Raw genomic sequence first — 20,559 nt, 5'->3', positions numbered from 1 at the left:
AAAAAATCAAAATATTTCAGTAAATTGTATAGCACTATAATATCAAAACTGAATTATTATGAGAAAAAAATACCTTTTTTGCAGTCTTATAGTCATTTTTTGTTTTGGTTTATCTTTTCAAAAACTTCACGCTCAATTCAAAATAGTTGAAGTAAATCCTGCCACTGAAACAGTTAAAATTAAAAATTTCGGATCTACAACGCTAGATATTTCTAGTTATAGGTTGTGCTCCTTATTTAAATATGGAACCTTATCTAATATGACAGTCTTAAGTGGTTCTCTTAATTTAGCTCCAGATGCAGAGGTTGAAGTTGTCGTATCTCTTACTGGTGGTGCGGTTTTAAATGATTCTGCAGCAGATTTGGGACTTTATATCGCAACCGGAAATTTTGGATCTGATACAAGTATGGTCGATTTTGTTCAATGGGGTAGTTCTCCTAATGGAAGAGAAAGTGTTGCCGTGACAAAAGGGATTTGGACTGCTGGAACATTTGTAAATGTGTCTCCTCCATATGAATTTACTGGTGGAGCTTCAGATACTGGCGTTACATTTTGGGATACTTTATTAAGTGTAGAAAACCCAAGTGACATTAATAAATTTTCAATTTCACCCAACCCAGCATCATTGTATCTTAATGTAGAAATACCGAATACTATCGAAAACGCAACACTTAGAGTCTATGATTTACTCGGAAAAAAGATTTTAGATATTGAAATGAATGGTGTTCAATATAAATCAATCAACGTTTCTAAATGGAATTCAGGGATCTATATGGTTCGCGTTTCAAGTGATGATCTCACTCAAACGAAACGTTTTATAAAGCAATGATACTTTAGTTCTTTTTTTGAAGTTCAAATTGAAATTGGACTTGTATATCTTCAGAAATTTTCTGACTCACAATTTTTGGAATTTCAATATTAAAATCGGAAGCTTTTACCGAAAACTCTCCAATTATAGTTATTAGATTGTCATTTGTTTTAAAGGAAATGACTATGGTTTTCATGGTTTTTGTTTTTCCGTGGAAAGTCAATTCGCCATCAATAGTATAGGAAGATTTAGTGTTATCGAAATTAAAGTTTTTAAGTTTTCCTTTAAATGTAGCCTTAGGGAATTGATCAGACTCAGCATAGTTTTCGTTGAAGTGCTCTTCCATTAATGCATTTTTAAAACGAAAACTTTTAACCAATACCAAGGCTGCAAATTCGCCGTTTTCTAAATTGATTATGGCAGTAACTGAGTTGCTTTTTGCGGCAACTTCTTCAAATGCAGGAACAGAAGCTTCAAAACTAACCGTCCCTGTTTTAGTTAAATATTTTGTTTGTGCTGAAACATTAAACCACATTAACAGGAAGAAGTATAGTATCGGTCTCATTAGTATAGTGTATTAAATTATTCTTCTAGCAAGCCATCGGTTTCCCATTGAATGATTAAATCAATCGTACTTTGTGGTAATCTAGGACCTCCAAACGGCATTAAAAAACTCAAGTCGTTTGACGATATACGCGATATGAGTCCGTTATTTTCAACTGCATTTTTAACATCATTATAGGTAACCAAAGTAATAGGTGCACCATTAACAGGAGGGTTATTATGGCAAATGATACAGTTAGTATTAATGATAGTTTTAATATTAGCTTCATAAGTCACAGTCATAGGTACAGGTGTTGTGTCTATCAAATCTTCTTCACTTACACTAGTACAACAAAAAGTTACAGCCAATACGATTATATAAAGTGTCTTTTTAGTTTTCATATTTTTTATTTAAAATACCCGACTTAAATTAAATCCGAAATAGATGTTTCCATCACTCCAGTTGCCAGTGGCTTGGCCAAGAAAGCCATTAGTATTCATTGCTTGCGCATTTGAAAAGTGCATTTGAAATACATGGCCTCCGGTTTCTAAATCAATACCTATGGATAGAGGGTTTCTAAACGGTGAATTACTAGCCCTATTTAAATGCCAACCGTAATCGGCATTGAGAGACCATCGTTTAGATAACTTATACCGACCACCTAAACCAAGTGCAAATTGAGAGTTATCTTGGTTATTTTGTTGGACATAATTGTCATGAAAGAAAGTTGGCGCGAATTCAAAAGAAAAATTTGTACTTACCTTTCGAGATACAAGTAGTTGTGCTGTGTATCTCAAACGGTGTTTAAATTCTAGTTTAGGCAAATTTGCTTCTTCTAAAGCAGTATTAACGAGTATAGAATTGTATCCTACAATAGTAAATGGGAATTTATGTTCTTGCTGTCTAAACAACCTATATTTCGCAGATGCTTCATAGATTTTTTGAAATGAACTGCGAGAAACACCAAGATTTAGCCAATCATTTAGTCCGTATACAAAATGGAGACGAGTCACTGCGTCATCTAAACCAAAAAAACTATCAAAACCATTTTCTATACTACCAAACCTATGTGATACTATAAAAGTGAGCTCTTGTTTTGCTACGAGTTTGGTAGATTCAAAATTTACAATTTTTAAACCTTTAAATGCTGCTGTAGTAAATTGATTATCAGTAGTTTTTGGTTCTATTTCAGATAATAAATCATCTTGAGAAAACGATAATATTGGGACGAGAAATATTAGTATGAATAGATTTTTCATTGCTTAAAAGGCTAAAACAAGCCAAATGCTTTATTAAACATTTGGCTATTATAATTGGTTATTGTTTGATAAAACGTTTGGTTTCAGTTTGATCACCAATTGATATTTTGATGAGATATAAACCACTGTTCCAATTTGAAATGTCAATTTGTGTTAATGATGACGTATTTAAAGTTTCTGTAATAATTTGTTTCCCAAGAATGTCAAATATTTGATACGTTAAATCAGTTTGATTACTATTTAATTCTATATGCAATAGTGAACTTGATGGATTAGGATAAATATTAAAACTAGATGTCGCATTTAAGTCATTAACATTTAAAAGGGTTTGCCAGAAATTTACTCCAAAATCTGTTTCGCCTCCGTTAAATTCATATGGAGGAGACACGTTTATAAATGTTCCAGCTGTCCAAATACCTTTAGCTACTGCAACATTTTCTCTACCATTGGGAGAGCTTCCCCATTGTGTAAAATCAATCATATTAGCAGGTGTAGCAAAATTACCTGTAGGTAAATACAAGCCCAAATCGGCAGCAGTATCATTTAAATAGCCAGGTATAGACACTGTAACTTCGGCATCTGGAGCTAAATTTAATGAACCACTAATAACGGTTGTTTGTGATGATAAGGTTCTGTAAGAAATAAGACTACATAATCTGTAAGCACCAATATCTACAGTTGTGGAGCCAAAATTTTTGATTGTTACGGTGTCAGCAGCTGGATCAACGACTAATAATTTGAATTGTTGCGCATTACTTTTATGGTTTATTAAAGTTGCGAATACTAGAGTTAGAAGGGTTTTTAAAATGTAGTTTGTTTTCATAGCGTATTGTTTTGTGTTAGTGTTTATGGTTTATTAATTGTGCATTGGTCAAGTTTAACTTGTTCTAATAAGTCATCATAACCAATGACACGTCCTTTAATTTTTAATTTGGTAGTAAGGGTGTTTTCGTTTTTAATGGTTTTAGAAAATTGACAAAACACCTTGTCATCTAAGGTTATTGCGTTACTATCTTTTTCTGTAATAGAACCAAAAACTGCAACCGTTGTGTTGAGGTATTTTGCTTCCGCATCTTTAGCATTCTCTTTAAATTGTAAAGCAATTGCATGTGTTGAAATTTCAAATTGAGCACTTTCATTTTCTATATTTCTGTGGTCTTGATAGATATAATTATAGCCTATAATTGATAGTATAATTAATACAATAAAAATGATAATCCTCTTACGCATATAATTAGCTTTATGTAATTAGGAGTGTTTAGCTTCAAACTGCTTTAGTTTATATTCTAAAGCAGTTTTCAGCTTTCAACCAATCAACTTTTGTTAGATAATTTAAAATCAAATTAGTGGGAATTTTTCTTTTTCAATAAATTGTTTTGACTAATTCAATTGAAATACTAAAGTGTCGGTTCCACCATTTCCGCCACTTATATCTATCAAGCTTATAGTTGTGTTTGTATAACTAACAATATCCCAGTCGTCGTTTAAGTCTTCAAAATCGTTAGAGTCTGGAACAGGGAAAGAGATATTAAAATCGATATCACTATCATTATCATCATCACTACTACTGTTGCTACTACTTGTAACAGACCAAGTCCCAAGGTAAGTTGTTGTGCCATTGGTTGCCGTTAAAGTTCCGTCAGGATCAAATGTAAAATCGTAACCATTAAAATCGTTGGTTTCGTTTTGCCCAGAGTCAACATAGCTGCTTACTCGCCAGTTTCCGGTTTGTACTGTGTTTTCAATTTGTGCAATCTCTTGACTATTGTCATTTGGATTATTTCCGTCGTCATCAGATGAACAAGTTGAAGACATAAGAGAAAAGCTTAGCATTGTAACACAAGTGTAAAAAAATCTTTTTTTCATAACTGTACTCTTTTATAATAAATTAATTGCAAGTATTTTCATAGCGTAATCTATCGTCATCACCTAACCTTAAATCAACTTTGGTTTCTCCACCATTGTCTTCAATTTCATGTAAAATCCAATTATTGTTGCATAAGGTTAGCGCTGGAATATCAATCACTACTGTAATATTATTACCAGTTCCAGAGGCAGACCAAGTTCCGTATACCGTAGTTGTGTTCCAGGAAACAGAAAGTGTGCCGTTTGTAAAAAAGTTGAAATCATAGCCATTGTAAGCATCATCATAATCGACATTATCTCGTTCTAATTTATCAACTTGCCAATCAGAACAGTTTGTTAATATAGATTCTAGTTGTTCAGGCGCACAAAGGTTACAATCATCATCATTATAATCGTAATCATCATCTTCATCACAATCGTCTTGAACATTTTCAATCGTGTTTTGTAGTTCGACAAGTGAGTTTATTTGTTGTTGAGAACCATTAGATAATACTACTGAAATAGGGAAATTAATACTAACGATGTCACTGTCTGTTATATTAACTATAAAGCTGTATAGCTCACTGTCATTTGAGAAAATTTCAGTAGAAATTAACTCGTTGTTGGGATTAAAAACAGACGCAGAAATAGGGTAAACAAAATCGATACATTCAATATCATCATCAGCTACATTTTCACCATTACACGTCATTACATAAGTATTTAATTCAGTAGCATTATTAATAGATATTGCTGAATAATCTGAAAGAATAATTGTTATTGGATAGGAAATGACTAATGTATCCATATCATCATCATCCTGATCAAAAATTGCTTCAACTAAGTCATAATCATCCTCATCATAAATTATGACTTCAATAGAATTAGCAGTAACGGTAACAGGGAGTTCTATATTGAAACAATTGGCTAAATCTAGAATATTATCGTTAGAACCGTCATTAGTTGCTGTACGTTGTATTAGATTGGCAACTGTCGAATTTAACGTAATAAGATCTTCAGGAGGTGTTTCAATAATTTCAATATCTTCTTTTCTGCAAGACGTGAGAAGGAAGACTAAGGAGACTAATAAAACAAATATGGATTTAGCTGTTGTTTTCATGATTTTGCATTTCGTTAGTTCTAATGCATTTTAATATATAACAACTCAAGTTTAAAAACTCCTGAAATTAAAATAAATAATTATTTACCTTTAAAATCTAAAAATAGCAACTTGCCTAAAGATCTGAACGAAAATATTTGTGAAGCTAAAGTTTTTGAACACGTTTATAATACGTATTCAAAAGATGTGCATGATTTTTTATATTATAAGTATGGTGCACAATTTAACCCTAAAGATAAAACCCAAGAAGCCTTTATTAAACTTTGGAATAATTGTAAAAAAGTGTCATTAAGTAAGGCGAAGTCATTTTTATTTACTGTTGCTAATAATATGGTGCTTAATGATATTAAGCATCAAAAAGTCGTTTTGAATCACCAAAAAAACGTACCAAAATCTCATACTAACGAAACTCCAGAATTTCTTTTGGAACAAAGCCAGTTTTACGAGCGTTATAAACAAGTACTGGAAAGCCTGAGTGAAGAGCAACGTGTTGCTTTTTTATTAAATAAAGTTGAAGGCAAGAAGCATAGTGAGATTGCCGATTTTTTAGGCGTGACCAAAAAGGTTGTTGAGTACAGAATTTATAGTGCTTTTAATATATTGAAAAAAGAATTAGACGGATTTAAAATAAAATAATCAGGATTTTTAAATCTGAAGTTGTTATATAATTAGTAAATCGATTTATGAATAAAGACAACCTTATCAAAAAATGGTTAAATGATGAGTTATCTCCTGCTGAAAAAGAACAATTTGAGCAAGGAGAGGATTTTCAATTTTACAAAGCTATTGTTGATGGCGCCAAACAATTTAAGGCGTCTAATCATTCTGATCCAATGTCATTTACTGACTTCAAATCAGCATATGACTCGCAAAAAACCGAGGCTAAAACGCAAAGCTGGCACAAACCATTATTGCGAATTGCAAGTATTTTAGTGATTGCTCTCGGGCTCTATTTTTCTTTTTTCTATAACAACCTCACGCATATTGAGACCTTAGCAAGTCAAAAAACAACCATAGAACTTCCAGATCACTCTCAGGTGATTTTAAACGCTGGCTCCCAAATAGAATACCGTAAAAAAAATTGGGAATCAAACAGAAGCATAAATCTCAATGGAGAAGCTTATTTTAAAGTAGCTAAAGGAAAGACCTTTGATGTAATTACACCTCAAGGAACTGTTACAGTGGTTGGAACAGCTTTTAATGTTAATCAGAGACTTGATTTTTTTGAAGTCCGATGTTTTGAAGGAATCGTACAAGTAACCTCAGGGGAGCATACCAAAACACTAGTTGCTGGTGATACGTTTAGAGTGCTAAATGATGATTTATTATTGGATGAAATGACTGATGAAGAGCCCCAATGGATTAATAATAAAACGACATTTAAAGCCATTCCTTTTAAAGCAGTTATTGCTGAAATGGAACGCCAATACGATATTAAAATTATAGTAGAAAACGTAAATACAGAACGCTTATTTACAGGAGGATTTATGCATAATCATATAGAAAATGCTCTTTTGTCGATTACCGAGCCTATGGGTTTACACTATAAAATTAATACATCAAATGCGGTTGTAATTCATGGCGATAAAAAATAAGCGTTATTGTTTATATTTCTTTTTTTTAATCTGCTCTTTAGTGATTAATGCTCAGGAGGATAACGTAAAATTGCCTTTAACCGAAGTACTAACCGCTTTAGAACATCAATACAATGTTCAGTTTAATTATGCCGAAGACAGTCTTAAAGACCGTGTTGTAAAACCACCTTCAAAAACGTTAAGCTTACAGGAAGCGTTGTCTTACCTCGAAATCCATACTACATTTACTTTTGAAAATTTAGATGGTACTTTTATTTTAGTGCGTTTAAAAGAAACACCGTTTCAAATTCAGAAGTTATCAGAGATTATTTTATCCAAATATATTGTAAGAGGAATTAATAAATTAAGTGATGGTTCTCATGAGATTAATTTTTCAGAATTTGATATCCTTCCAGGATTAATTGACACTGATGTTTTACAAGCTGTTCAGGCATTTCCAGGGATTCAGAGTATTAACGAAACGGTTTCTAATATCAATATTAGAGGCGGAACACACGATCAAAACTTGATACTTTGGGATGGCATCAAAATGTATCAATCGGGACATTTTTTTGGTTTGATTTCAATGTTTAATCCGCAAATCACACAACAGGTTAGCGTTTTAAAAAATGGGACTCAAGCCAGTATGACCGATGGCGTTTCTGGAACAATTTCTATGGAAACCAGCTCTAAAATTAATGATGAATTTAAAAGCAGTTTAGGGATCAATTTTATTGATGCAAATGGTTTTTCTGATATTCCGTTAAGTAAAAAATCTTCATTGCAAGTCGCTGCTCGAAAATCGATTAGTGATTTTACTAAAACACCAACCTATACTAACTTTTTTGAACGTATAGCGCAAGATACCGAAGTTGAAAATAATGCCAATAATGTTGTGAATTCTAATCAAGAGTTTGATTTTTATGATATGTCGTTGCGTTGGATTTATAATATTACAGAGAGCGATCAATTACAAGTCAATTTCTTAAATGCCAATAACCAATTACGATTTAACGAAAACTCAATAAGTGATACTGTTGAAAGATCACGCCAAAGTAGTTTACGCCAACATAGTATTGCAGGAGCGATACATTATAAAAGAGTTTGGAATGCTGCTTGGCAAACGACCTTTGAAGCCTTTGAAACAGATTATAAGCTGGAAGCTAACAATGCTAATGTAGCAGATGAACAGCGATTTTTACAAGAAAATATCGTATCAGAAACCAGTATAAAATTGCAAGCAAATCATACGATAAATGAGAAATTTCAATTACTCCTTGGATATCATTTTGTTGAGACCGAAATCACAAATTTGGATGATGTAGATACTCCTCGTTTTAGGTCCTTAATTTCTGAAGTTGTTAGAACTCATGGGCTGTTTTCTCAATTAAATCATAAGTCGTTAAACAAAAAAGTGAGTTTAAATTTTGGGCTACGCTATAATTATATTGATAAGTTTCGCAAACATATTCTAGAACCCAGATTTGCTTTTACCTATCGTTTTATGAAACATTTTTCAGTAGAAGCTTTAGGAGAATTTAAACATCAAAACACCTCTCAGGTTATTAATTTTCAGAGTGATTTTTTAGGTATTGAAAAAAGGAGATGGCAATTGTCTAATGATGCTGATATTCCCATAATAAGGAGTAAACAAGCTTCGTTAGGTTTGAGTTTTAGTAATAAAGGTTGGTTGTTTAGTGCTGATGTTTATTACAAATATGTCGAAGGAATCACAACCCAAAGTCAAGGATTTCAAAATCAGTATGAGTTCGTAAAAACGAGTGGAAGTTATGATGCTTTTGGAGCTGATGTGATTGTGAGAAAAGAATTGAAGAACTTCACTACCTGGTTGAGTTACTCCTATTTAAAAAGTGATTATACATTTAATGATTTACCAGAGCGAACGATTCCAAACAATTTTGATATGACCCATGCTATTACTTTTGGAGCTTCGTATGCATTAGAAGATTTGAAGTTGTCTGCAGGACTTAACTGGCATTCAGGTCGACCGACCACTCGTCCGGTCGACGGAAATGAAATTATTAACAACACCATAAATTTTGAAGCTACAAATACTAGTCGTTTAGATGATTATTTAAGAGTAGATATTTCAGCATTATATGATGTAAAGCTTTGGAAAAAAACTAAAGTTGATTTAGGAATTTCGATTTGGAATGTCTTAAACCGCACCAACCAAATTAATAACTTCTACAGAATTAATAATAATACGGTAAGTGAGACATTGCAGAGTTCGTTAGGGATAACACCAAATGCTGTATTGCGAGTTTACTTTTAATAAGAATCAGGAAGCTCGACTTTAACACGATACTTCTTTAAATCGTCCAGGTAATTTGTATGTGAAAAATCTTCAGAGTCAAACTCTTGTTTGCGATTCTTTTTGGTTTCTGTCCGTTTAATGGCTTTTAAAAAACGCTTGACTTCGGTGTTGTCATTAATAATAAGTCCTGGAACTTCTACAGAATTGCCTTGGTCATCCTTAGCCACCATTGTAAAATATGACGAATTACAATGCTTTACGTCGCCTGTTCTTATATTTTCAGATTCTACACGAATCCCAACAACCATTGAGGTGCGACCCACAAAATTAATAGAGGCTTTCATGGTAACGAGGTCGCCAATTTCTATCGGATTTAAAAAATCGACCGTATCAACCGAAGCAGTAACACAATAAGTTTCCGAGTGTTTAGAAGCGCAGGCAAAGGCAATTTGATCCATGAGATTTAAAATGTAGCCACCATGAATTTTACCACCAAAATTTGAATGTGATGGTTGCATTAATTCGGAAATACTAATTCTTGTATCGTCAATCTTTTTGTAATTCATAGCTTTATTATTCGTCATCATCATGCGCCCGTTTTATGATGGCTTCTGGTAATGCTTTTTTTGCTTTGGCGCCCATTTTTTTGAGCTTTTCAACGCTGGTAATCAAATTCCCTCGACCTTCCACCAGTTTATTCATGGCAGATGAATAGTCTTTCTTCGCATCATCTATTTTTTTACCAACTCCCGTGAGATCTTTGACCAGACCTTCAAATTTGTCATATAGCGCTCCAGCTTGTCTGGCAATTTCAATGGCGTTTCGTTGCTGCTTTTCGTTGTTCCACATAGTATCAATGGTACGTAAGGTTGCTAATAAGGTAGCAGGAGTAACAATGACAATATTTTTTTCAAAAGCTTTATTGTAAAGCGCATTATCTTCATTTATAGCCACAGCAAAAGCGGGTTCAATAGGGATAAATAGCAATACAAAATCTGGGGATTCTATATCGTAAAGATCCTGATAATTTTTTTCTGATAATTGATCTACATGCTTTCGTATAGAATTGATGTGCGCTTTTAAATGAAATGCACGTTCATCCTCTTCGGCATTCACATAACGTTCGTAATCGGTTAGCGACACTTTACTGTCAATAATCATTTTCTTACTGTCTGGCAGATGTAAAACCACATCAGGAAGGACGCGTGTGCCATCAGGTAAATTAAAACTCTGCTGCACATAATATTCTCTGTCTTTTTCTAATCCAGATTTTTCTAAGACACGCTCTAACACCAATTCGCCCCAATTTCCTTGCATTTTACTATCGCCTTTTAAGGCTTTAGTTAAATTAGTAGCTTCTTTGGTCATTTGCTGGTTGAGGTCTTTTAAACCTAATAACTGCTCTTTTAAAGCCGAATGCATCGAGATACTTTCCTTTTGTGTATCCTCAACTTTCTTTTCAAATACCTGAATTTTTTCTTGTAACGGATTGAGGATGTTCTTGATATTTTCCTTATTCTGAAGTGTGAATTTTTCAGATTTTTCATCCAGAATTTTGGTAGCTAAAAGTTCAAAGTCTTTTCGTAATTGGGCTTGACGTTCTTCCAATTCTTCATCGCGCTTTAAGTTTTGCTGCTGAAGGTTTTCATATTCGGTATTGCGTCGCGTTAATTCGGTATTTAAGAATTCTTTTTCGCTTCGGATGTCATCGCGTTCCGATTCTAGACGTGTTAGATTAACTTTTAAGTCTTCTATGGTAGTCGCCATTTGATTTTGACGTTCTTCAAGGGTACTTTGTTCGCTTTTACTTTTCAGTTTGATAAAAAGCATGCCCAAATAAGCACCAATGGCTGCTGAAATAATAATAGCTAAAATAAGAATGAGGCTGTCGTTCATAAAAATCTTTGAAATTTATTCAAAGATAAAAGATTTGTTTGCATTATGAGCTTCTTGTCTTCTAAAACACAATAATGTCATTACCGGACAGATGGTGCCACAACCTGTAAAATAGAAATCTGTAACATGTTATATTTTACTCTTGTAACCCTCTCGCGTCAGAGCTTGGCCCTTCTGATTGAGATAAAACTAAAGTTTGAACTTTTTAGTTTTGGTTCTAAGATTTTTGTCTACTAATGATGCGTTAAAATCTGCAGGATTTTTGATAGATAATACTAGCTTCGGAAATAAAATTGCATAAGAAAAATAGATTACAGCTAATAATTAGACTAAAACAAGTACAGTAATGTAGCAGTAATTTTTTTAAGTATTGGCATATAAAAGCTGCGTTAATAATTATATAAAGTATATAAACATCTTACATAACTGAATTATCAATATCTATATCTGAATCTTTCCAAGCCTTATGAAACTCAGATTTAATGGCATCAGCTTCTTTTTGTTTTCCTTGTGCTATAAGGCTTTTATAAAGTCCCATTAAAGACCATCCATTTTGTCTAAGGATGTTTAGATCTTCCTTGTAAATGTTTTCAGCTGCTTCATATTTTTTGGCTTTTAATAGTATAGAGCCTAAGTTCTGTCTTGTAGGAATGTGCCAGGCTGCAGGTTCGGTGTATGTTAATCCATCTTCAAGTGCCACTGCATTTTCAAGATGTTCAATGGCTTTAGAAAGATTACCTTTTAAGGCTTCTAATTCACCTGAAACAACTTCAAAAGCGATATTAGCAGCATGTATTGTTGGATTATTTTGAGTCGCAATTAATGTTTCTAGTTCAGGGTCGTTTTTAAGTGTATCAATGGCATTTAATTCTTCTTGAGCATTTTTAATATTGCCTTTTCTAATAAAGGCAATGCCTCTTGCATAATGACGTATAAGTTTAAGGTGTTTAATTTCTGGGTTTGGAGCAGGAATGGTCAAAATCTCATTCCACTTACCAAATCGAGTATAGGCTAATAATGGAGTAGATGCAAAGTCTTGTAAGAAGGGCATCTCTAAAAACTCGCCGACAGGTACTTTTTCTGCTGTTTTTTTGGCAGCATCAATCGCAAGGTCACTAGCGCCTAATAAGCTCGCCGAGGACCATAAAAAGTGAATGTTATGCGGATAGTAGCCTAGGGGATATATGCCTTGAGCAAAGCATTGCGATATATAATCTTCATCTGCAAGAATGGCTTTTTGGTTTGTGATAACTGCATCTTTATAGCGCCCAACTCTTATGTATATATGGGATGGCATGTGTACAATATGTCCAGCTCCTGGCATTAAAGAGGCTAATTTATCTGCGCTTTCAACACCCATATCAGGAAAAGGAAGTTCAACCATGTGAATATAATAGTGGTGTCCTCCAGGATTTTCTGGCTCAAGTAACATAGCTTTTTCAAGTGCAGCTTTAGCTTCTTTAATATTTGGTGAGGGGTTTCCATCTTTATCCCAATAGTTCCAAGGTACTGTGTTCATTACTGAGGCTGCATATAAAATCTGTATGTTTGCATTTTCAGGATAAAGTTTAGCTGTTTTAGCCATAGCATGCATATAAGCTATGTTCAATTCGGTAATATCTGCTGTTAAATTTTCACTATATCTGGCAGATAAAGCTTCGATAAGAGCCTGTTCTTTTTGACTTGCCTTTGAAGCTAATTGCTTGGCTTTTGCTAGAGCTTCGTTAATTTTAATCTTACGTTCTTCAAGAGGTAAAGGATCGTTTATATTTGGTCCTAGAGTAAAGGCTTGTCCCCAATACGACATTGCCGAATTAGGATCTAATCGCGATGCCTCCATAAACGAACGATGTGCTTCAGCATGATTAAAAGCATATGATAGTTTTAAACCTTGGTCAAAAAATGCCTGAGCTCTTTTATTTTTAGTGCTAATGGGAAAATGAAGATTACCTAGGTTGCTAAAAAGTGGGGAAATTTGTTTTGTGGTATCCACAGCTTCCAACAAAAAATTTGGGGCTGTACATGATATAAAGCTCATCGCTAATTTTGGTGCTTGTTGAGTTTCGGCTGGTTTGTTAAATGAGAAATAAACGAATACTACAATGATAGTGCTTGCCAAAATGATATTCAACTTTGATTTCATAATATATAATTTTAAATATGATACAGTTTATATTCTGAGGTTATAGCTTTATTTAATTAGGACCATTATTTTATTATTTTGATAGAGATTAAAGAATAATGCACTTTTTAAATTTCGTTTATAGGTGACAATTGGCACTAGTTATAAAATACAGTACACTTTAATTACTTTCATCTTTCTAATGTTTTAGAATGCACTAAGACGAAAAACGGTTTTATAAAAAGTGGTGATCGAAATTTTTTAGAAATCTGATTTTCAATCAGATAAATGTAGTGCAAAAAATAATAAGATAACAAGATGAATTAAGATTTCTTTACCCTAAAGCGTCCTGTCTCGTCATCAAAACCAATTAAATCTTCTGGAAATAAGGTGTTGAAAATGCCTTTAGAAATTAGCTTACAAGGAGAATCAGCGACGACTTTATCTTTGGTCATTACAATCATCGTATCACATAATTGGATGGCTAAATCTATTTCATGCGAAGAAAACAAAATGGTTTTATTCGTGTCTTTTGTCAATTGCTGCAGTAATTTTAAAATATAGGCTTTGTGATACATATCCAGATGTGTAGTGGGTTCGTCTAGAATGATAAGGTCTGTATCTTGCGCCAAAGCGCGGGCAATCATTACTTTTTGTAGCTGCCCATCACTTAACTCGAAAGATTTTCGGTCTTTCAACTCTGAAAGATGTGTTTGGGCAATAGCTTTGTTAATTATAGCGATATCAGTTTTGGTTAAATTACCGACCCAATTGGTATATGGTTGACGACCAAGTGCAATCAATTCAAAAACAGACAAGTTCTTAGACATTAATTGCTCTGTGAGTACTAAACTCATCGTTTTTGCTAATTCAAGTCCAGCATAGTTTGTAAGTGGTTTTCCGTTTAAATCAATGTTTCCAGCTAAAGGCTGTTGAATGTTTGATAACGTTCTAATAAGTGTTGATTTTCCTATGCCATTGGCACCAACAAGTCCGATAAGTTCTCCTTTTGTCAATTCGAGATTGATAGTATCAGCAATAATTGAGGTTCTTTTTTTAGACCGATAACCAATAGAAAGTTCTTGGGTGTTTAAGATAATATGTGTCTTATTTTTAGCCATTTAGAATACCATTTTACGTTGTCGTACAAGTAGCCAAACCACAACAGGAGCTCCAATTAGTGATGTGATGGCATTAATTGGCAAGGTGTAATCACTAGTTGGTAATTGTGCGATACTATCACAAATAAGCATGATAACTGCTCCCAATAAAGCGACTGCTGGTAACAAAATTTTATGGTTAGAGGTATTAAAAATTTGTCTTGTGATATGCGGAATTGCCAATCCGATAAACGCAATTGGTCCCGCAAAAGCAGTAATGGTTCCGGCGAGTAAACTTGTGGCTAAGATGATGATTAACCGACTTTGTTTTATGTTTAAACCTAAACTTTTTGCATAATTTTCGCCCAATAAAAATGTGTTGAGTGCTTTAATAGAGATAATGGTTAAGAGGATGCCTATGCAATAAATTCCGAAGAAAATAAAAAGTTCATTCCACGATAGATTTCCTAAACTCCCAAACCCCCAAAATATATATTGCTGGAGTTGTTCGGCAGAACTAAAATAGGAGAGGACACTCACAACTGCTGCTGTAATGCTTCCAAACATGAGTCCGATAATTAAAATTGCCATCGTGTCTCTAACTTTTGAAGAGACCAGTAACACAGCAAGCAGAACAAGAAAACTGCCTAAACTTGCCGCAATCACAATGCTCCATTTTGAGATGAGTAAGGCAGAAAAAGTAGCTCCGAATAATCCGGAGCCTAAGATGACTAAAGCCACACCAAGACTAGCTCCAGAACTAATACCTAATACAAAAGGGCCAGCCAATGGATTTCGAAATAAGGTTTGCATTAACAAACCAGAAATGCCCAATCCCGATCCTACTAAAATAGCAGTAAAAGCTTTAGGTAATCTATAATTTTGAACAATGTACTGCCAGGATTCGTTGTCTGAAGTTCCAATTATAGAATTAAAAATAGATTTAAGAGGAATACTAACAGATCCCAAGCTTATATTCATCAAAAAGCAAAGCAATAAAATAATTGCAAGGCTCATAAATGCATATGTAAACTTGGTTTTCAATTAGTTTAAAGGTTTAAAAAATGTTGTTTCATAGTCAACCAGCAGTTCGGGGTGACAAATTTTTATCATATCTTTTAGGACCAAGTCGGGTCTTGCTGAGCCTAATTCATAATACAAAACACCTCCTGTTGTTCCTGTGGTATTAGAAAAGGTGTATATGTTTTTATTCTGAAAGGCGTCAAACTGCGTATAATGCGGATTGGATTTTTCTAAATCTGCGTAGCTTGAATAGTACGACGGACTGAGCCATATGCTGGCATTTTGTGCCTTATCAAAAACAGCTTCAAAACTCAAAGCAACACTACCAGCTTCTTTGGTGTGACTCCAAAGGTAATTCACATTAGCATCGTTTAAAAACTGGGCTTCCGGACTCGTACCATTAGGGAGATACCAAACGTCTTTATGCATAGCGCCACAAAGTACTGTTGGTTTTGAAGTGGCTTTTTGGGCAATAGACTTGGCTTTTAAATAGCTGTTTTCAATTTGATTAAAAATAGAATCGGCTTCCTGTTCTTTATTGTAAAGTACACCAAAAAACTTAATCCATTCGGCTTTTGCTAAAGGTGATTTTTCAACCCAATCACCATTGTAAATTACTGTGATTCCAGATTTTTCAATAGTTTCCATACTTTTATTAGTACCATCAACACCAAAAGCCACGACAATATCTGGTTGTAATTCTAATAAGACTTCCGTATTAATACCTTCATTTTTTCCTAATTCCCTAACACTTCCGTTGTCGATTTGTGCTCTGGTTTTTTCCGAAGACACATAATCCGTTCCAGGAAAACCAACAAGCGTTTGTTCAACATCTAAAAGTTCTAAGGCAGGAATATGTGTGGTTGATGTTACAACTATCTTTTGTAAAGGAACAGTCATAATTGCTTCAAATTCCTCTTTGTTAAGTGTGGTTTTTGCAGCATTTTCTTGAGTGAGTAATGCATATTTATAGGTCTTATTAGCTTTAGGCCAAGGGTTTAAAATTTCAATAAGCTTATAAGTTTCATATTCAGTTACTATAAATCCTTCAGCATATTTTAAATCTAACGGAATCCCTTTGGTAGTTTGAGCTAATTCAGTTTTTGATTCATTTTTACACGATATCAAGGCAAGTATTAATAAAATATAAAGCGGTGTTTTCATTTTTAAATGTCCATTATGGACTCAAAAGTAATATTATTTAAAGTTTTTAATGAACCCTTAAACAAAATGTTTACTTTCGCAGCGAATTTTGGTTTGACTTAGTCGTCGTGTATTTTATATATGATGAGATTCTGAAACAAGTTCAGAATGACGATTATGTCAATTAAAAGGGAATCTGGTGCGATGTATTTCAATTCCAGAACTGTTCCCGCAACTGTAAGCTAAAAGCTTGTTATTACCTTCAATGTCACTGGATGTATTTCTGGGAAGACCAATAATAAGACGCAAGTCAGGAGACCTGCCAAATTCAAACAATTAAGTTAAACTTTCGGGATAAAAGTTTGCGTATGATAATCCATGCGATTCCGAGTCATTACACATTAAAATGAACACAAAAACACTGGTTTTTGGTATGCTAACTATTGGTATATCAACATTTGGTTTTGCTCAGCAGCAAAGCGACTCTTTAAAAGTAGAGCAATTAGATGAGGTCGTTATTACCGATTCTAAATTTAATTTAAAACGAGAAAATTCTGGTAAAGTCATTACCAAAATTACTCAAACCGAACTTCAACACTTGCAAGGGAAATCTATTGCAGATATTATTAACAGTACTGCCGGCATTGAAATCAACGGAACGCGTAGTAATGCCGGACAAAGTTTAAGTTATTTTGTGCGTGGTGGTAGAAACCGTCAAGTGTTGGTGCTTATTGATGGTATCGCTGTAACTGATGCTTCACAAATAGCTAATGATTATGATTTAAGATTGCTTAATGCCGATCAGGTGGAGAGCATCGAAATATTAAAAGGTGCATCGAGTTCACTTTACGGTACTGGCGCAGCAACAGCTGTCATAAATATTAAACTTAAAAAAGCCTCAAAAGATGCCTTTGCCATCAATTTGAGAAGCACCTTAGGCAGTAATCAGTCTCATGAGGATGCTGAGTATGCCGTAGAACATTTTGAAAATAGTGTGTCGGTAAATGGAACCTTAGATGATTTTAGTTATTTGGCAAGTTTTGGACATCAGTTTACTAACGGTTTATCTGCCATAGCAGCAGGCGAAGAGGCTGATGCTTTTAATACGCATAATGGCTATTTAAAATTAGGATATCAGTTTTCTAAAGCTTTTAAATTAACTACTTATGCGAGTTTTGACCACTTTAAAGCCGATTTTGATGATGGTTTTGCATTTGTTGATGCCGATAACGTAGCGACCACAGATCAGTATAGAATTGGGATATCTCCAGAATTGAATTACAATAACGGAAGTATCACTTTAAATGCTGCGTTTAACGAAGTAGAACGTGACATAGCATCTGGTTTTCCAACTCAATTTTTAGCGCGTAGCTTTATTGGAGACTTGTTTAATCGTTATAATTTTAATGGCAAGTTTTATACAGTAATTGGTGTTAATGCTCAAAAAAATGAAATCGAAAGCTATTCTATTCCGTTTGGTCAAAACGATTTTGTACAAGATATTAGTTCACAAGAGGGCAATTTCACGATAGTTGACCCTTATCTTAATGCCGTTTATGTTTCTGATTTTGGGTTGAATATCAATGCAGGTTTACGTTTAAATAACCATAGTGAATATGGCAGTCATTTAGTGTATAGCTTGAATCCATCCTTCAAAAAAGATTTTGATTTTGGTTATGTTAAAGGATTAGCAAGTTATAGCACCTCTTTTATTACACCATCATTATACCAGTTGTTTGAACCTACTTTTGGTAATGCAGAATTGCAACCTGAAGAAAACAGAACCATAGAAGTTGGAGCCGAAATAAACCTTAAAAATAAAGCGACTTTAAGTGTGGTTTATTTTAACCGACTGGAAGAGCGGTTTGTTGATTTTGTAGATCAGGGCAATTTTGTATTTCAATATACCAACATTGATGAAGATTTTACGGCAAGCGGACTTGAAGTTGTGGCCGATGTTGCCTTAACCAAGTCTCTAAACCTAAAAGCTAATGGAACGTATACCAAGGTTGATGAAGATTTAGGACTTAGAATTCCAGAGCTTAAAATGAATGCAGCATTGCAGTATGACTTCGGAAAGCAAACGTTTCTGAGTTTAACTTATCAGTTTAATGACGATCGCGAAGATGCTTTTTATAATGCTACAACATTTGAAAATGAGAACGTCACATTAGAATCGTATAGTTTATTGGATGTCTATATAAGTCATAAACTTATTGAAAATAAACTGACGCTTTTTGCAACTATGAGTAATATTTTAAACGAGGAGTATAATGAGCTATTTGGTTATTCAACTAAAGGGCGAAATATTAATATAGGGTTTACTTTGAGTTTATAAATAGGAAAGCCACTCTATTTGGAGTGGCTTTTTTTATTTTTTTTAGTTGAAATCTAACCGACTTAAAAACAAATCATTTTCAATATACATTTCTTCTTCATGAGGTTTGATGTTGATATTGGTCTTTAGAGGACGAAAATCGCTTTGCGGACTTCCAAAGCGTCCTAAACCTTGAATATCTGCAATGGCAGCAGCTAAAAGCGGCTCATTAACATCACCTAAAGTACCAAAGTTTCTAGGCGACTCGATAATGCTGATATCTGGAGTTAATCCTGTTGAAGGGACTTCAGTATCATTTACATTGACAGAATTAGCCACAAGTGGTTGCATAGCGTAGGTGTGATTCGGATTGATATTTTCGGCGTTTAAATTAGGAGAATCATAAATGGTGATGGAGGCTTGTGTTTTGCCAGTTGTAGCATCTCCTATTTGAACCACATCAATATACGCACTTAAACTATTAATAACGAGTTCACTTGCAGATGCTGAGCGGCTTGTCGTTAATACATAAACCTTACTTAAATTCAAACTGTTTATAGCATTGCCATCGAAGCTGTTTACAAAATTGTAGTTTTCATTTTCAGATTGTAGATTTTCATTAAAAAATAGCTTAGAATAAATATCTCCTGTAAACTGTCCGGTTACCATACTTCCTAAGTAAGATGCCGTTAAAACAGAGCCTCCGGGATTGTACCTTAAGTCGAGCACTAAGTGTTGTACATTGTTGGCCTGAAATTCGGAAAATGCAGCATTTAGCTCGTTATTAAAGTTTCTGTTAAATCCGTTATACACTAAGTAACCTACATTTTCACCATCAACATCAATAATGCTGGTTTGGTGTACAGGGTTTTCAGTATAGACTTGCTTTGTGAGTTCTTGACTATTGGTTGTTGAAACAATGGAGTCGTCGTCTACAGTTTCTGTTCCGTTATCGTCATAGGTTGCAAAATTGAGCGTGTAAGTATCTTGATTGAGCAAACTACTTAGGTTATTTTCTGTTAATGGTGTCCCATTTATAGCATCAAAAATTTGACCACGTTGTAAGCCTAAATTATCAGCAGGACTATTATTTAGCACTAATCGAATAATACCAAAAATCTCGGTTGAACTTCCTGGTTTGAAGTAGAAATTAAATTCGAGTCCGTTACTTTTTGACGTTCCAGCCAGAAGTTGTTCAAACTCAATATAATTTGGAATAATAGTACTAAAACGATCAATGGTTTCGCGCTCATAAATCAGACTTTCAAATAAACTTTCAGGTGTAGAGAAACTAGCCAGATAATTTGAGTAGTCTTCATTAGAGGCAAAGCGGTCGTTGGCTAAATCTGGAATTTCAGACTTGTACAAATAGACAATATTCATGCCTTTCCAAACAAAGTCATTTATAGTACTAGCCGGAATAGCATTATCATCCCGATCTTCAAAACAACTCGTAAGCGATAGTGTTACTAAAAATAACAGTGTTAATTTAAATAATTTCATGAGGTCTTGTGTTTTAAAATTTTTAAA

The 20,559-nt window shown here is 34.0% G+C and carries 19 protein-coding genes and 1 riboswitch; of the genes, 5 read left to right on the top strand and 14 right to left on the bottom strand.

From position 1 onward, the window contains the following. Positions 1-58 precede the first annotated feature (58 nt). Positions 59-829 carry a T9SS type A sorting domain-containing protein gene (locus tag N4270_RS11225; RefSeq protein WP_260097235.1) on the top strand — a complete coding sequence of 257 codons (771 nt, stop codon included), beginning with the start codon at positions 59-61 and terminating at the stop codon, positions 827-829. Positions 830-833: 4 nt separating this feature from the next. On the opposite strand, the gene N4270_RS11220 is transcribed toward N4270_RS11225, so the two are convergent. From N4270_RS11220 to N4270_RS11190, 7 genes are all read right to left on the bottom strand, one after another. After that, complete coding sequence (locus N4270_RS11220; protein ID WP_260097234.1) at positions 834-1,373, bottom strand: YceI family protein; 540 nt, start codon at positions 1,371-1,373, stop codon at positions 834-836. 17 nt (positions 1,374-1,390) lie between these two features. Then, positions 1,391-1,753, bottom strand: a complete 363-nt coding sequence (locus tag N4270_RS11215) for a hypothetical protein (protein ID WP_260097233.1) — start codon at positions 1,751-1,753, stop codon at positions 1,391-1,393. Between the two features lie 9 nt (positions 1,754-1,762). After that, entirely contained in the window at positions 1,763-2,611 is an 849-nt protein-coding gene (locus N4270_RS11210; protein WP_260097232.1) for a DUF5777 family beta-barrel protein, read from the bottom strand. 58 nt (positions 2,612-2,669) lie between these two features. Further along, on the bottom strand, positions 2,670-3,434 hold the full coding sequence (locus N4270_RS11205; protein WP_260097231.1) for a T9SS type A sorting domain-containing protein: 765 nt from the start codon (positions 3,432-3,434) through the stop codon (positions 2,670-2,672). Between the two features lie 23 nt (positions 3,435-3,457). Beyond that, complete coding sequence (locus N4270_RS11200) at positions 3,458-3,841, bottom strand: hypothetical protein (protein WP_260097230.1); 384 nt, start codon at positions 3,839-3,841, stop codon at positions 3,458-3,460. A gap of 150 nt (positions 3,842-3,991) precedes the next feature. Then, positions 3,992-4,426, bottom strand: a complete 435-nt coding sequence (locus N4270_RS11195; RefSeq protein WP_260097229.1) for a hypothetical protein — start codon at positions 4,424-4,426, stop codon at positions 3,992-3,994. A gap of 73 nt (positions 4,427-4,499) precedes the next feature. Further along, positions 4,500-5,576, bottom strand: a complete 1,077-nt coding sequence (locus N4270_RS11190) for a hypothetical protein (RefSeq protein ID WP_260097228.1) — start codon at positions 5,574-5,576, stop codon at positions 4,500-4,502. Positions 5,577-5,687: 111 nt separating this feature from the next. Here N4270_RS11190 and N4270_RS11185 point away from each other — a divergent pair, with 111 nt between their 5' ends. From N4270_RS11185 to N4270_RS11175, 3 genes are read left to right on the top strand one after another with little or no spacing between them, the layout of a single operon-like run. Then, on the top strand, positions 5,688-6,212 hold the full coding sequence (locus N4270_RS11185; protein WP_260097227.1) for an RNA polymerase sigma factor: 525 nt from the start codon (positions 5,688-5,690) through the stop codon (positions 6,210-6,212). 47 nt (positions 6,213-6,259) lie between these two features. Then, positions 6,260-7,171 (top strand): FecR family protein, encoded by a 912-nt coding sequence (locus tag N4270_RS11180; protein WP_260097226.1) that lies wholly within the window; start codon positions 6,260-6,262, stop codon positions 7,169-7,171. Next, entirely contained in the window at positions 7,155-9,446 is a 2,292-nt protein-coding gene (locus tag N4270_RS11175; protein WP_260097225.1) for a TonB-dependent siderophore receptor, read from the top strand. Before N4270_RS11180 ends, N4270_RS11175 begins: the two co-directional genes overlap by 17 nt. Here N4270_RS11175 and N4270_RS11170 read toward each other — a convergent pair. The 6 genes from N4270_RS11170 to N4270_RS11145 form a co-directional block, all read right to left on the bottom strand. Next, the gene (locus N4270_RS11170; protein ID WP_260097224.1) at positions 9,443-9,994 is read right to left on the bottom strand and encodes an acyl-CoA thioesterase; all 552 of its coding nucleotides are present in this window, start codon (positions 9,992-9,994) and stop codon (positions 9,443-9,445) included. The two genes, N4270_RS11175 and N4270_RS11170, sit on opposite strands and share 4 nt — an antisense overlap. A 7-nt stretch (positions 9,995-10,001) precedes the next feature. Further along, a complete protein-coding gene (rmuC, locus tag N4270_RS11165; protein ID WP_260097223.1) occupies positions 10,002-11,324 on the bottom strand; it encodes a DNA recombination protein RmuC in 1,323 nt (440 codons plus the stop codon). 418 nt (positions 11,325-11,742) lie between these two features. Continuing rightward, positions 11,743-13,467 carry a hypothetical protein gene (locus N4270_RS11160; RefSeq protein WP_260097222.1) on the bottom strand — a complete coding sequence of 575 codons (1,725 nt, stop codon included), beginning with the start codon at positions 13,465-13,467 and terminating at the stop codon, positions 11,743-11,745. 302 nt (positions 13,468-13,769) lie between these two features. Further along, on the bottom strand, positions 13,770-14,567 hold the full coding sequence (locus N4270_RS11155; RefSeq protein ID WP_260097221.1) for an ABC transporter ATP-binding protein: 798 nt from the start codon (positions 14,565-14,567) through the stop codon (positions 13,770-13,772). Further along, positions 14,568-15,563, bottom strand: coding sequence for an iron ABC transporter permease (locus N4270_RS11150; protein WP_260097220.1), 996 nt, complete (start codon positions 15,561-15,563; stop codon positions 14,568-14,570). Positions 15,564-15,590: 27 nt separating this feature from the next. Beyond that, on the bottom strand, positions 15,591-16,733 hold the full coding sequence (locus N4270_RS11145; RefSeq protein ID WP_260097219.1) for an ABC transporter substrate-binding protein: 1,143 nt from the start codon (positions 16,731-16,733) through the stop codon (positions 15,591-15,593). Positions 16,734-16,859: 126 nt separating this feature from the next. Further along, positions 16,860-17,054, top strand: a riboswitch (cobalamin riboswitch). A gap of 64 nt (positions 17,055-17,118) precedes the next feature. On the opposite strand from N4270_RS11145, the gene N4270_RS11140 reads away from it, so the two are divergent. Then, entirely contained in the window at positions 17,119-19,050 is a 1,932-nt protein-coding gene (locus tag N4270_RS11140) for a TonB-dependent siderophore receptor (RefSeq protein WP_260097218.1), read from the top strand. Between the two features lie 42 nt (positions 19,051-19,092). Here the strand turns inward: N4270_RS11140 and N4270_RS11135 are convergent, their stop codons facing one another. Beyond that, the gene (locus N4270_RS11135; RefSeq protein WP_260097217.1) at positions 19,093-20,532 is read right to left on the bottom strand and encodes a S41 family peptidase; all 1,440 of its coding nucleotides are present in this window, start codon (positions 20,530-20,532) and stop codon (positions 19,093-19,095) included. Positions 20,533-20,559 lie beyond the last annotated feature (27 nt).

The sequence above is a fragment of the Psychroserpens sp. SPM9 genome (assembly GCF_025153525.1).
Lineage (GTDB): Bacteria > Bacteroidota > Bacteroidia > Flavobacteriales > Flavobacteriaceae > Psychroserpens.
This window is presented reverse-complemented; position numbering and strand designations above follow the sequence as displayed.

What these genes read in the sequence shown, in the direction of transcription:
- N4270_RS11180 (WP_260097226.1), top strand. Translation starts at nt 6,260, where the DNA reads ATGAATAAAGACAACCTTATCAAAAAATGGTTAAATGATGAGTTATCT.
- N4270_RS11205 (WP_260097231.1), bottom strand. Translation starts at nt 3,434, where the DNA reads ATGAAAACAAACTACATTTTAAAAACCCTTCTAACTCTAGTATTCGCA.
- rmuC (WP_260097223.1), bottom strand. Translation starts at nt 11,324, where the DNA reads ATGAACGACAGCCTCATTCTTATTTTAGCTATTATTATTTCAGCAGCC.
- N4270_RS11145 (WP_260097219.1), bottom strand. Translation starts at nt 16,733, where the DNA reads ATGAAAACACCGCTTTATATTTTATTAATACTTGCCTTGATATCGTGT.
- N4270_RS11210 (WP_260097232.1), bottom strand. Translation starts at nt 2,611, where the DNA reads ATGAAAAATCTATTCATACTAATATTTCTCGTCCCAATATTATCGTTT.
- N4270_RS11160 (WP_260097222.1), bottom strand. Translation starts at nt 13,467, where the DNA reads ATGAAATCAAAGTTGAATATCATTTTGGCAAGCACTATCATTGTAGTA.
- N4270_RS11195 (WP_260097229.1), bottom strand. Translation starts at nt 4,426, where the DNA reads ATGTCTTCAACTTGTTCATCTGATGACGACGGAAATAATCCAAATGAC.
- N4270_RS11190 (WP_260097228.1), bottom strand. Translation starts at nt 5,576, where the DNA reads ATGAAAACAACAGCTAAATCCATATTTGTTTTATTAGTCTCCTTAGTC.
- N4270_RS11150 (WP_260097220.1), bottom strand. Translation starts at nt 15,563, where the DNA reads ATGAGCCTTGCAATTATTTTATTGCTTTGCTTTTTGATGAATATAAGC.
- N4270_RS11170 (WP_260097224.1), bottom strand. Translation starts at nt 9,994, where the DNA reads ATGAATTACAAAAAGATTGACGATACAAGAATTAGTATTTCCGAATTA.
- N4270_RS11140 (WP_260097218.1), top strand. Translation starts at nt 17,119, where the DNA reads ATGAACACAAAAACACTGGTTTTTGGTATGCTAACTATTGGTATATCA.
- N4270_RS11220 (WP_260097234.1), bottom strand. Translation starts at nt 1,373, where the DNA reads ATGAGACCGATACTATACTTCTTCCTGTTAATGTGGTTTAATGTTTCA.
- N4270_RS11155 (WP_260097221.1), bottom strand. Translation starts at nt 14,567, where the DNA reads ATGGCTAAAAATAAGACACATATTATCTTAAACACCCAAGAACTTTCT.
- N4270_RS11175 (WP_260097225.1), top strand. Translation starts at nt 7,155, where the DNA reads ATGGCGATAAAAAATAAGCGTTATTGTTTATATTTCTTTTTTTTAATC.
- N4270_RS11135 (WP_260097217.1), bottom strand. Translation starts at nt 20,532, where the DNA reads ATGAAATTATTTAAATTAACACTGTTATTTTTAGTAACACTATCGCTT.
- N4270_RS11225 (WP_260097235.1), top strand. Translation starts at nt 59, where the DNA reads ATGAGAAAAAAATACCTTTTTTGCAGTCTTATAGTCATTTTTTGTTTT.
- N4270_RS11215 (WP_260097233.1), bottom strand. Translation starts at nt 1,753, where the DNA reads ATGAAAACTAAAAAGACACTTTATATAATCGTATTGGCTGTAACTTTT.
- N4270_RS11200 (WP_260097230.1), bottom strand. Translation starts at nt 3,841, where the DNA reads ATGCGTAAGAGGATTATCATTTTTATTGTATTAATTATACTATCAATT.